At 56.7% G+C, this 12,616-nt stretch carries 9 protein-coding genes; 4 read left to right on the forward strand and 5 right to left on the reverse strand.

Annotated features, from left to right (window positions below; all coding sequences use genetic code 11):
• Positions 1-125: 125 nt before the first annotated feature.
• A complete protein-coding gene (locus IEN85_RS08505) occupies positions 126-881 on the forward strand; it encodes a Nif3-like dinuclear metal center hexameric protein (protein ID WP_191616671.1) in 756 nt (251 codons plus the stop codon).
• Between the two features lie 112 nt (positions 882-993).
• Here the strand turns inward: IEN85_RS08505 and IEN85_RS08510 are convergent, their stop codons facing one another.
• A complete protein-coding gene (locus IEN85_RS08510; protein ID WP_191616672.1) occupies positions 994-1,728 on the reverse strand; it encodes a VPDSG-CTERM sorting domain-containing protein in 735 nt (244 codons plus the stop codon).
• Between the two features lie 395 nt (positions 1,729-2,123).
• Between IEN85_RS08510 and aroQ the strand changes: the two genes are divergently transcribed.
• On the forward strand, positions 2,124-2,552 hold the full coding sequence (gene aroQ, locus IEN85_RS08515) for a type II 3-dehydroquinate dehydratase (RefSeq protein ID WP_191616673.1): 429 nt from the start codon (positions 2,124-2,126) through the stop codon (positions 2,550-2,552).
• Here the strand turns inward: aroQ and IEN85_RS08520 are convergent.
• From IEN85_RS08520 to IEN85_RS08535, 4 genes are all read right to left on the reverse strand, one after another.
• Positions 2,513-3,709 (reverse strand): hypothetical protein, encoded by a 1,197-nt coding sequence (locus IEN85_RS08520; protein WP_191616674.1) that lies wholly within the window; start codon positions 3,707-3,709, stop codon positions 2,513-2,515. The genes aroQ and IEN85_RS08520 overlap by 40 nt on opposite strands.
• A 253-nt stretch (positions 3,710-3,962) precedes the next feature.
• Positions 3,963-5,768: a hypothetical protein gene (locus IEN85_RS08525; protein ID WP_191616675.1), complete on the reverse strand. Its 1,806-nt coding sequence runs from the start codon at positions 5,766-5,768 to the stop codon at positions 3,963-3,965.
• Positions 5,752-6,729 carry a S1C family serine protease gene (locus tag IEN85_RS08530; RefSeq protein WP_191616676.1) on the reverse strand — a complete coding sequence of 326 codons (978 nt, stop codon included), beginning with the start codon at positions 6,727-6,729 and terminating at the stop codon, positions 5,752-5,754. The genes IEN85_RS08525 and IEN85_RS08530 overlap by 17 nt, the downstream gene beginning before the upstream one ends.
• Positions 6,726-8,879 (reverse strand): hypothetical protein, encoded by a 2,154-nt coding sequence (locus tag IEN85_RS08535; protein WP_191616677.1) that lies wholly within the window; start codon positions 8,877-8,879, stop codon positions 6,726-6,728. Before IEN85_RS08535 ends, IEN85_RS08530 begins: the two co-directional genes overlap by 4 nt.
• A 288-nt stretch (positions 8,880-9,167) precedes the next feature.
• Here IEN85_RS08535 and IEN85_RS08540 point away from each other — a divergent pair, with 288 nt between their 5' ends.
• Both IEN85_RS08540 and fusA read left to right on the forward strand, forming a co-directional pair.
• On the forward strand, positions 9,168-10,271 hold the full coding sequence (locus IEN85_RS08540) for a hypothetical protein (protein ID WP_191616678.1): 1,104 nt from the start codon (positions 9,168-9,170) through the stop codon (positions 10,269-10,271).
• Positions 10,272-10,499: 228 nt separating this feature from the next.
• Positions 10,500-12,614, forward strand: coding sequence for an elongation factor G (gene fusA / locus IEN85_RS08545; RefSeq protein ID WP_191616679.1), 2,115 nt, complete (start codon positions 10,500-10,502; stop codon positions 12,612-12,614).
• Positions 12,615-12,616 lie beyond the last annotated feature (2 nt).

Below are 12,616 nucleotides of genomic sequence, written 5' to 3' on the forward strand. Positions count from 1 at the left end.
ATTGCAGGGCCTCGGATGGCGACCAAAAAGTTGCTTTCGCAACAGGCTGACCTTGCCCTCCCCCTGCACTGTCGCTTCTTTTTCATCTCCCAATCCACAACCCACATTTCTCCAACCAACCATCCATGATCCAGCTTTCGGATATCGTCTCCTTCTGCGACCAACGGGCCAACACCCACCAGGTAAAAGACTTCAGCGGCGCCTTGAACGGCCTGCAATTCGCCAACGACGGAGTCGTCAGCAAAGTGGGCGCCGCCGTCGACGCCGGGCTCGTGCCCTTCCAAAAGGCCGTCGAAGCCAAGATCGACTTTCTCATCGTGCACCACGGCATGTTCTGGAGCGGGGCTCGCAGGGTCGTCGACGCCGAGTACGAGAAGATTCGCACCCTCGTCGACGGGAACCTGGCCGTCTACTCCTGCCACCTCCCCCTCGACGCCCACACCGAAATCGGAAACAACGCCATCCTCGCAAAAAAACTCGGTATCGCTCCCGCCGGCAGTTTCCTGCCATACGAAGGCACGGATATCGGTTTCATCGGCCACTGGACCAGTAGCCGCGCCGACCTACGAGCCGCCCTCAAAGGACTTTTCGGACACAAGTTTTCCGCCATGGAATTCGGTTCCCGCGCGCCCAAGAAAATCTGCGTGCTTTCCGGCAGCGGGGCCAGCGCCATCGAGCACGTCAAGGCCACCGGAGCAGATACCTTCATCACCGGAGAACTCCGACAGCACCACTACAACTACGCCCAAGAAGCGGGTCTCAACGTGTATGCATGCGGCCACTACGCCACCGAAACCTTCGGCATTTCCGCCCTCGCCGCCGAGGCTGCCAAAAAGTTCAACCTGAAGTGGGAGTTCATCAAGACCGACTGCCCGCTGTAAGCGGGCCGAACGATAAACTCGTTTCAGAGACAGTTTTTTGCCCAATCATGGCGCAAAAAACGGCGATCTCCTACGAGATCGCCGCAATGAAAATGCCAGCTTGGCCAAACGTTTAAGCGCCTCTACGACGCTTGAAAGCCACTACGCCAGCAAAGGCAAAACCGAGCAAAGCAAGCGTGCTTCCACTATCTGGAACGCCTTGCGTATTACTGGTGAAATCAGTGCTACCGAAACTGAAGCTGGTATTTTGGCTGTAGGTATCGAAACCAACCTTACCAGTCATGAAACTAGTATCGACTACCGTTTGGCTGAAAATCGTAGTCGCTCCGTTTTTGATGGTAGCAGTGAGGTTGTTACCGCTGCGAGAAGCAATGAAGTCATAGGTGACATTACTCGCCCAATTGCCAGCCTGTGATGCGAGCAAGGTCTTCACACCGGCCACTCCCTTAAAAAGTTGAATCCCATTCAGACCGGAAACACCTCCGCCTCCCCAGCCAAGTACGTACGAATTGGCGATATCTTGGAAGCCAAAGACGATTCCCGAGAAATCATTGTCACCATTGTTTCTGATCTTTGTAGAGAATGACCAATCACCAGAAGCGACAAAGTCACTGACCAGAGAACCCGTCCTGTTTCCATTACTAGCTACGGTATTACCAGATTGGATCCAACTCGAGTTGTTGTTGGTACCACCATATTGAATTCGATAGCCAGTCGACGCGCCGGAATCCCAATTGCTGACAATATCGGATTCGGAAATCGAGACAGCATGAGTGGTGCTAGCCGCTACACAGATTGCCGCACTGAGCAAAGTAGCTAATTTTTTGGAGAACAGGTTTTTTTTCATTTCTTCAGTATTGTTTGGATTAAATCTGTTTTTTTGTTCGAGAGGTACCCCTTCTGCATGAGAAGTGCCACACGCCTAACGGCTCCCCAGAAAAACCTCACAACCCTTTCTTCCAAAACAACTTGCAAAACCATCCTTTTAAAAATCAGCCAAACTTCTCACACATTTTTTTGTTAATGATACCGACACTCCAACTCGATAAAACCTCTCTTCCTGTCAGTAAACTCTTCTACATCTGACACTTATAAGCGGCAAAAAACGAAGTTCGCCATCTGTAAGGATACGTAACTACCCCAAAACGCGCCCCTAGGAAATGAGCACTAGGAGTCTTGCACCTGGACAGCTCTGAAATTCAGCGTGTACAACGTCTTACTTCTCTAGCAAAACCCTTCTTCATGAAGAAGATCGCAGTACTCAACGGGCCCAACTTGAACCGACTCGGCAAACGCGAGCCGGAAATCTACGGCTCGAAGACGCTGGACGACATTGCTAGCGAATTGCGTAGCGCCTTTCCGGATACCGAGTTCGACTTCTTCCAATCCAATCACGAGGGAGCTCTAGTCGACAAATTCAGCGAGCTGGCCGAATCCGACACCAACGGTGTGGTCTTCAATCCCGCCGCCTACTCCCACACCAGCGTCGCCCTGCGGGACGCTATCAGCGGAGCCGGGCTTCCAGTGATCGAGGTCCACATCAGCAACATCCACTCTCGCGAGAAATTCCGCCATCACTCCTACACCGCCGAGGTGTCCAAGGGGGTGATAACCGGACTCGGCACCGACGGCTATCGCTTCGCGGTGGCCGCGCTGCTCGGCACGGCGTAACGGTCTACCTGCTCGTAAACGATCCAGCCATGCTCTCGCAGTTGCAGCTTGGCGATGGGCGAGACTTGTCCAGAAACCCAGATCTCCCGCTTGTCCGCGGCAAGCTCCTCGGAGAGCAAGGCCTCGTAAACCAAGGGAGTCCAGTGCAGGTAGTCGACGGCTAGCGGATAGATATCGTATCCGCGGTTTGAACACGCGTAGAGCATCCCCCGGCGCTCGCCGATGGAGGCAATCCCCGCAACCCGCTGGCTGTAGGAAACAAGCACCTCCAAGGTGCGAATCATCAGCTCCGCGTCCTCGTCGTTCTCCGCCCGCAGAGCGAAGTCGACCAAGAAGGCCACGTCTCCCGACTCCTTCAAATTCTTGAATCCCAAGCAGAGCTCCATCTTTTCAGTGAGCGAATAAATCGGGGTATCGCGAAAAGCATGGATCAGCTCCTTTTCGACTTTCAAGTCCTTCAACGTGTCCACGATCTCTCGTTCAAGCTGATGGGCGGGACGATCCCATACCAACTCCCGAGCCTTGCCCGCGTAGGAAAAGACTTCGCTCGAAGGCACCGCAAAGTCTCCGGCGAAACCTCCCAAGGTGGAAGCCCAGGCAATTCGCCCCAAGGCCTCCTGCAACACTTCGTTCTTGGAATACGGATCCACCCCTAGCTGCCGCGCCCAGCGTCGCTTGGAAGAATCGTGCCCCAGATGCTTGCGGCTCAGCTTCCCTGCCGAACTGACCAACTTCTTCTTTTCCTTCGGCTCTTCCCTGACCTCCTCCTTGTCGTCCTTGTTGCGATAGTCGCGATAAGTCTCCAGCGCTTTACTAGAGCCACGCTTCACCTGATAAAGCTTACCGCCCAAGTAGCGCACCACTCCCCCAGGCAAGCCCGTGACCGAGGCGACCGGCCGTTTTGCCACGCCTACCGTCGTCGCCACCGGACTGGCCAAGCTGCTGGACAGGGAACTGGCAAATGCCTCGCTCTGACTCACCTCGGCCAAGGTTTCGATGACCTCCAGCTCGTGCAACAATGCCTCAAGCTGCTGCACCCCCTGCACTCGATAACTCCCATATTCCGACTCGACGCGAAAGGTGTAAGCGAGGTCGCTCACCTCCACTAAAGGCGAAACGCGATACGCAGAAGTCTTGAGCTGAATCTTCGGAGCCACGTCCCTGACGAAGAGAACGGGAGGCCCCTCCGAAGGTTCCTCGGTTCGCCCAGGCGCACTCGCCCCCCAAAGGGAAAACAAGAATAGCAGGACGTGAAAGCGGGAAAGCGACATACAGGTTCCGGAACTAGGATAAGGAAGAATCACATTTGGTTCCGCGATTCTCATCGACGAAAACCGAGGAGCCACAACCACAAAAAACGCCGCCTCCCAAAAAGAGAAACGGCGTAGGTAAGAGACTAGCCCCCAAGGGTCACTTGTACTGGTTGGACCCTTCGAGAATGATACCGTGGTCGTTGTGGTACATTCGGCTAAAGGTGATTCCGAGGAGCCCGTCGAGCTCCTCTTCGCTGGGAAAGAGGGCTATGGCCCGCTCCATCAAGCCTGCAGCATCCTCCCCCGCGCTCGCCCGCATGGAGGTGCCCAAAGACTTGAAGACCGGCACTAGGTTCTTGAGAATTTCCTCGCCGCGAGAGTAGCTGAACAACACGCCCGGCTTCACGTTGGCATCCGCGATGAAGGAGCGAAATTCGCTACTGTTGACCAATGCGTTCTCGCCCTGCGGCGGGTTGGTGAGAGCGGAGAAGATGCGGCTGGAGGTCTCCTCGGAGCCTACCGCGAACACCAGCTTGCCCATGCCGTGGGCAATTGTCACCACGCCCTGAGCTGGGTCCTGCACACGAACGCCAGCGAAACCTTGCTCGTCCACCAACTCGATTCCCGCGGCTGGATTCTGGGCCATACCGGCGATCATCGCCATGCCTGCCTGCAATATTTCCGGGCGAGTGAAATCCATCACCATGGCCTGGGAAGCGCGCGGCAAGTCGAGGCTGGTCCCATTCGGGTTCTCCATGGAGACGACCTCGATCGGATACTCCAAGACGTGGATCCGCTTGCCGAATGCCGACATCAAGGTGGGTATGTCTGACTGCAAAGTCATTTGCAGCTGGCCATTCGCCATGGCGAGCTGCTGTTCGACCTGCTCTGGCGGCATGAACTTCTTGGCCATGTCCAACGCGAAGTCGTAGACCTTGTTCATGTCGAAAGCGGCAACCGTGTAGGCGTTCACGTTGCTCGGCACCCATTCCGGCGGCTGGAACTCGAAGAACTCGTTCTCCAAAAGCGTCGCAATTCCGGAGCGAGGCGTCGGCGAACCGACAAAGATCGTCGAGCGTTCCTGCATGTCCACGAAACCGCTCCACACGCCCAACTTGGTGAAGGCATCGAACTCGAGGGCCTCGAAAAGTTGACGGTTTTGAGGCGGGATGAAATCGAACACGGCCCCTAGGTCGCCGAGCAGCTCTAGGCGGGTCGGGTAATCGGGACGCACTTCGCCAATGCCCGAATCTGCGTAGAAGCGGGTCAGAAACTCGCCGCCGCCTTCTTGCTGGGCCGCCATGAACTGGCCAAGAGCTTCGAGTTCCGCGTTTTCGAACACCTTGGCCTCGTCCATAGAGGTGATCGGTTCCATCACGTTTCCGATCGCGAAGAAGAAGCGATTGCCAAGTTGGGAGACCAAAAAGGAGGAACCGTCCGTAAGGTTCTTAATGCGAGCCCCCGGGCCGCCTGGCAGCTCCAGGTCCGTGCGCTCGATTTCTTCGTTCTCGATCGAACCTTCCAGCACGGCAGTGAAGGCCCGCTCCGCCACGCCCTCTCCCATTTCAGCCCAAACCAGGAAGGTAGGCATGGGGAGGTGTTCCGGAACTTCCTGGTTCACGACAGCGGCACCGAAGTGGCTGCCCACCATCTGGTAGAGGTCATCCAACTCGAGACCGACTTCGCCAAGCCTTGAGATGAAATTCCCGTCTTCGTCCTCAGACTCGATCAAGTCCTCGATGAACGACTTGTACTCGGCGATCTTCGCCTCCGAAAAAAGAAGCTGCCCGAGACGCGTATTGTCCACGTACTGGTCCAGCGTTTCTGGAGAGTTGTCGAAACGGAACGCTGCCAAGGTTTCCGCAGGCAACGATTCGAATGGGGAATTCAGGTCGGCGGCGCTAAGGACAGCAGTAGCTGCCACGGAAACGAGGCCGCAAAGGAGCTTATTTCTTTTCTTCACTAGGGCTAGGTTGAGTTGAGTCGGAATCGTCTTCCGGAGATTTGCGGTAAGGGGGGGCGAGGTATTTCACCCCATTCTGGGGGAAGGAGGAGTCGTAGAGGTAGGTTTCCTTGTTTTCCAGGAAGCTCACTAGCTCCTGCACGGGTATGCCAAAGGCCAGTCCCGCAAACATGGCATGCCCCGCGCACGCCACGCCGATCACCTCGCCACGGGAGTTGAAGAGCGGGCCGCCGGAATTGCCGGGGTTGATAGCCGCATCGGTCTGGATGAAGCGCAGGTAGCCGATGGAGCGAGTGCGAGAAGAGACGATCCCCTGGCTCACCGACCGCTCCAAGCCGAGCGGATTGCCGATCGCGAAAACGAGGGAGCCGACGTCCACGCCATCCCCCTCGGCCAAGACCACCGGCTTGATCGCCACGTCCGACGCCTCTTCTTGGTCCACCTGCAGCAAAGCCAAGTCGCGCACAGGATGCAGGGCCACGATGCGGACCTTCTTGAGTTCTTTACGCTCGTAGCCCGATTCGGTCTTGTTGAAGACGCTCACCGTGATTGCCGTTTCGCGCTCCACCACGTGGTAGTTCGTTATCAGGTAACCGGACTCGCTGATGAAGAATCCGCTCCCCAAGCCACTGGGCGTCTTGACCATGACCACCGAGTCTCCGTAACGCTTCACCAGCTCGTTGACGGGAGCAGCCTTGAGGCGCCCCACAGTGTAGAGTCCATTCCCCACGTCTTGGGTTTCGGCACCGTCTTCATCTGCCTTCTCGATGGTGAGAACTTGGTCAGCCGGGATTTTCAGCACCTCGAATCCCAAGTCGAGCACTACGAAATTGTCGTCCTTCTTGAGAACTTCCGCCACGATTTCCGTCCCGTTCTGAAAGGTGAGCCGATCAAATCCGACGGCGAAGAGTTGATTGGAAAAAAAGAATAGTGCCGCAGCGGCAGCGAAACGTTTGATCATGATTCGGGATCCCTTGCTAGGTAGATTAATATTCGGTCGTGGCTCGCTAAAACTAAGTCCTGAATGGCGTCGCCATCCAAGTCGGCAGCAATCATGCGATACGGATTCACACTGTTGCGATTTCCGGAGTCCTGGCCGTACGGATACTTGCCGTCGTCGTAGACCTTCCAAGAAATGACCTGTTCGTAGCCGTCACCACTTTCTCCATACACGATGATGTCGCGCTGGCCGTAGTCCACGGTGGCGATCTCGTCTATGCCATCTCCATCGATGTCTACGTCGAAGAGCGTGCCCAAGGTTTTCTTTTCATAATCCCTGCCCGCGTGCTCGTTCGGATCCACGGCGGAGCTGAGCACCAACTGCCGAGAGCGACCGGAACTGGGAACGTTGATCGCATTGGAGCTGATCAAGGTAAGACCGAGCACCGGATCCATGGAAATGCTCATCGAATACGGGACGACCTCGCGGCTGACCGTCTCGAAGATGCCCGACTTGTCCATCTCGAGATGGTGGATGTGCTCTCCGTCGGATTCGAGAGCGTAGGCTTCTCGCTTGGAAATAGGAGCGAAGGAGCGGATGGAATAATCTCCGTCGAGCATGATTTGGTCGATCACTTCCAAATTCTGGTCGAGCTTCTGCACCACTCCTCCCTCGGCGAGGTAAAGCGTGTCGTCATGCAAGCGGATGCGCCCAATCTCGGAGCCCTTGAACCGAGAGGTCGTGAGCGACGCCTTCCCCCCTTCGCCCCGGGTGCAGAAAGAGGTCGTCTTCGAGAACTTCTTCTTGACCAAGAGCCGCTCGCCACCGAGCCAAACCGCATTTTCGTAGTCGCCGTCCAAGCCCGCGAACTCCACTTCCCGCGGCTCCTTCTCCTTGCTGTTCCACACGGACAAGACCAAGGACTTGCCCCGCTGGGTCACCCACCAGGTGTCCGAACCAAACTGGTCAAACGACAAGAGCTTCCACTCGCCCGTCTCTATGCCCGCGTCACCGAGACGCTTCGGGAAGGTGAATCGTGCTCCATCCCAATGGCTGCTGTAAATTTGGCCTTCATCTTCCACTTGGAAGAGCAAGGTCTTCGCCTTGTCTCCCACCGATTTGATCGCCTTGATGTCCTGCAAGACGGGGAAAGACTTATCGAAACTCCAAAAACCGTCCCTCTTCACATAAACGTTCAGGATCGGCTTGCTGCGCCCCAGTTCCACGATGCTTTCCTTGCCCTCGAGCTTGACGGAAGCCCAACCGCCGAGATCCGGTTGGCTCAAGGGCAGGAGGTTTCGTTTGCCGAAACGGGATTCGTCTCCCAAGCCGAGCTCGTAGAAGCTGATGGTGTTGGCCTGGTTGGCGCCGAGAAACGCGATTTTTGGACCGGTGCTAGTCCTCAAGGTGCGGGCTACGTTGGTGTTGGTGATCTCTTCTGAAATGCTCACCGCCGGACGAAACTGATCGCCTTCCGCTTCGTACCAGCGGATGGGAGCGGTTACGGTATTGCGGGCTTCCACGATGTCCAAGTCGTCGTCTCCATCCAAGTCGAGGAACCACCAACGATTGCGTTCGATATCCCGTTCGCGCGGCTGCATCCACACCACTTCGTCTGGCGTACCGTAGTCGATCATCTGCACTCCGTCGTTCATGCTGATCAAGATCTGCAGGTCCTTCTTGACCCGACGGACGATCACCGGCTGGTGGGTGCTCAGCTCCGAATCGGCGATTTCCCACTCCTTGATTGGCTTCCAATCGTCGTCCTTATTCTTCTTGAGCACGATCAGCTTACGCGGGTCGGTCTGAACCAGAAAGATTTCGTCGATGCCGTCTCCTTCAATGTCGTAAACGGAGGCGACCTGCGGCAAGCGGGAGAGCGGCACCTCCACCTTCTCGAAATCTTCCGCCATCGGCAAGTAATTGGGATTTTCCACGCTGGAAAGGTCGAGGCCCTCCCCTTTGCCAACGTAGCGATAGAAATCGAGGCGGGACTGGCGGGTCTCCACCACCAAAAGGGAGGAAGCTCCGCCCTTCTTTTCGCGGATAGGCAGCATTTTGTAGGCGCCGTTATCCGACTTGATAACGCGCAGGCCTTGCCAACCTGGAAAAACGCTAGCGGACGCCACGGCGGCGATCGCGAGAGCGAACAAGATCAAAAGGGGCTTCATAAAACGAAAATTTCTCACAAGACGAAAATCGCAGTAATGCGTAAGATCCCACGGGAGTGGGCTAATGCAACCATCAAATCGGACACGCTGGCTAGCCCTGAAACGGACCTGCTACCCTCCTACTACGTTCCCGCCGACCTTCCAATTTTAGAAAAGTGAGCCAGCCCGCGTCACGTCCCATAAAAATCTCAACAAAAAGCAGCAGGATCCATGCAATTTGCAGAGTAAAATGGTACAATCAGGGGGAACGCACAGCCGTTTTCCAGAAAGAAAGGACTCAGCAGCACCATGATCCGCCAACACCCCATTTCGCTCTCGTTTCCCCTCTTCGCCTTCGGTCTGTTCCTCGCCACGACAAGCCCAGCCCAGGAGCAAGACGAGGGTTGGTCCGAGTTCGAAACATCCGTGGAGACGATCGCTCAGGACGAGCTCGAAGAATCGAACACCACCGCCGCCTACCCCGACGAACCGCCTCCCTTCCGCCGTCGCATCATGCGAGAGGACATCACCGTACGCAGCAAGAACCTGCGGCTCGACTCCGGCAAGAAGATCCGCCTCGTCTACGGAACGCCAAAGAAGGCCCAAAACGTGCCAGCCGTGTTCGTGCTGGACATCGAAACCAACATTCTCGCCAACGCCCCCACCTTCCGAGGACTCAACAGCACGAAGCGACAACAACGCGACTTCCTCGACGCCTCCTACCTGCTGCGGTCGCCCTTCGGCAGCAACATGCTCGGAAACGGTTTCGCCGTGGCCTACATTGTAGCGGACGACCTGGAAACCATCCGCTCGGCAAGGACGCCTGACTGGATCGGCATTTTCGATCGCGTCCGCGACTTGAAGCCGGTCGACGGGAATAACGTCTTCCTCTTCTCCACCCGCGAGTACGCCAACCTTTCGGTCTACCTGACTTCACGCTACAACTTCTCCGGATTCATCCTCGAGGAGCCAGGCTACCTCCTGTTTTCCAGCAAAACGCACGAGGACGTCATCCGGAAGTCCGACAAGCTGAGTTCGGAAGAGATTTGGCGGCGTACCGACCCCACTCGCGAGTTCGTCTACGAAAAGGTGTTCAGCCGCATCCGCACCCCCATAATGCTCATCCGCAATCCCGACTCCGCAGGCTACGCCTTCAGCGAAAAAACCCTCATCTCGAAACTCAACCAAACGCGATCCTACTACGAGACGATCGAGGTACGCGGCATGGGGCGTGACTTGACGGTTTTCGGCGGCTCGACAAACAGCGGCGTCATAGACGTTTCGCCCAAGGTTTCCTACTACCCTCCCACCGTGAGCAAGTGGGTGTACGAAATCATCAGCTACATGCGCATCAACTCGTCGGTTGACCCCGTCGCCCTGCGAGACCCCGCAAACATGCGCTCCTGGAAGTAGCCCATCCCGCAGAACAGCATTTCGTCCATGCAGGCCAAGCGTCGTTTCCACCGCGCTTGGCCTCTTTTTTTGGCAAAAAGGAACAGCCCTGAAACAGCGAACGAATCCCCCCAATCGCCTACGTCTTTTTCCCCCTTATTCTATTATTGCATTGCCACGAGGCCGAGAATCCATACGCGCCTATCTTTCCGCGAGCGCTTCCGCCGCCAAATTTTAAGGAATAAGACCATGGCAACAGACCTATCCAAGTACAGAAACATCGGTATCTTCGCCCACGTTGACGCGGGCAAGACCACCACAACTGAGCGTATCCTCAAGCTCACCGGCAAGATTCACAAGCTGGGCGAAGTTCACGAAGGTGAATCCACCATGGACTTCATGGAGCAGGAAGCAGAACGCGGTATCACTATCCAGTCCGCCGCGACTACATGTTTCTGGCCAGGTAGCGAGCAACAATACGATGCTCACCGCTTCAACATCATCGACACCCCGGGTCACGTTGACTTCACCATCGAAGTTTACCGCTCCCTCAAGGTGCTCGACGGCGGCATCGGCGTATTCTGCGGATCCGGCGGCGTTGAGCCACAATCCGAAACCAACTGGCGCTACGCCAACGAGTCGGAAGTTGCCCGTATCATCTACGTCAACAAGCTCGACCGTATCGGCGCTGACTTCTTCCGCGTGGTCAAGCAAGTCGAGGACCGCCTCGGCGCCCGCCCACTCGTCATGGTTCTTCCCATCGGCCGCGAGTCCGAACTCAAGGGTGTCGTCGACCTCCTCACCCGTACCGCTTGGGTTTGGGACGAAACCGGCGACCCGCTCAACTACACCAAGCAAGACGTTCCTGAAGACATGAAGGACGCCGTCGAAGAGTGGCGCGAAAAGCTCATCGAAACGGCTGTCGAGCAGGACGACGATCTCATGGAAGCGTACCTCGAAGGCAACGAGCCTTCCCTCGCGGACATCAAGAAGTGCATCCGCAAGGGCACCATCAACCTCGACTTCTTCCCGACCTACTGCGGTTCTTCCTTCAAGAACAAGGGTGTACAGAACGTTCTCGACGGAGTCGTCGACTACCTGCCTTGTCCAACCGAAGTTAAGCCACAGCCAGAAGTTGACGCCGAAGGTAACGAAACCGGCCAAGTTTGTATCGTGGACCCGAAGCGCCCCGTTCGCGCTCTCGCGTTCAAAATCATGGACGACAAGTACGGAGCCCTCACCTTCTTCCGCGTCTACTCCGGCACCATCTCCAAGGGCTCAACCCTGCTCAACACGTTCACCGGCAAGACCGAGCGTATCGGCCGCATCATCGAGATGCACGCCAACGACCGCAACGAAGTCGATTCCTGCCAAGCGGGCGACATCGTAGCCTTCCTCGGCATGAAGACCGTGCAAACCGGTCACACCCTCGCCGACGAAAACGATCCTGCCACGCTCGAGCCAATGGTCTTCCCAGACCCCGTTATCTCGATCGCCATCACTCCGAAGGACAAGGCCAACGCTGAAAAGCTCGGCGTCGCCCTCGGCAAGATGGTTGCAGAAGACCCTTCCTTCCGCGTCGAGACCGACGAAGATTCCGGCGAAACCATCCTCAAGGGCATGGGCGAGCTTCACCTCGACATCAAAGTCGACATCCTCAAGCGCACCTACGGAGCCGAAGTGCTCGTGGGCAAGCCACAGGTTGCCTACCGCGAATCGATCACCACTCCGATCTCCGACGGCTACACCCACAAGAAGCAGTCCGGCGGTTCCGGCCAGTACGGTAAGATCGAGTACACCATCGAGCCAGGCGAGCCAGGTTCCGGCTTCCAGTTCGAGTCCCAGGTCGTGGGCGGCAACGTTCCTAAGGAATTCTGGCCAGCCGTTGAAAAGGGCTTCAAGCAATCCGTCGAAAAGGGTGTCCTCGCTGGCTACCCAGTGGTCGACGTAAAGGTTGCCCTCACCGACGGTGGCTACCACCCGGTCGACTCTTCCGCTGTCGCGTTCGAAATCGCTGCTCGCGCTGCCTACCGTCAGTCCATGCCGAAGGCCAACCCGCAGATCCTCGAGCCGATCATGAAGATCGACGTGTTCGTTTCCGAAGAAAACATCGGTGACGTCATCGGCGACCTCAACCGCCGCCGCGGTATGATCAAGTCCCAGGACTCGACTCCAACCGGCGTACAGATCAAGGCGGACGCTCCTCTGTCCGAGATGTTCGGCTACATCGGATCGCTCCGTACCATGACCTCCGGCCGCGGCCAGTTCTCCATGGAGTTCTCGCACTACGCGCCTTGCCCACGCAACGTTTCCGAGGAAGTCATCAAGGCTGCCCTCGAGCGCGAAGAGGCCAAGAAGAAGTAGTC

The organism is Pelagicoccus enzymogenes, from assembly GCF_014803405.1.
In the GTDB taxonomy this organism is placed as follows: Bacteria; Verrucomicrobiota; Verrucomicrobiia; order Opitutales; family Opitutaceae; genus Pelagicoccus; species Pelagicoccus enzymogenes.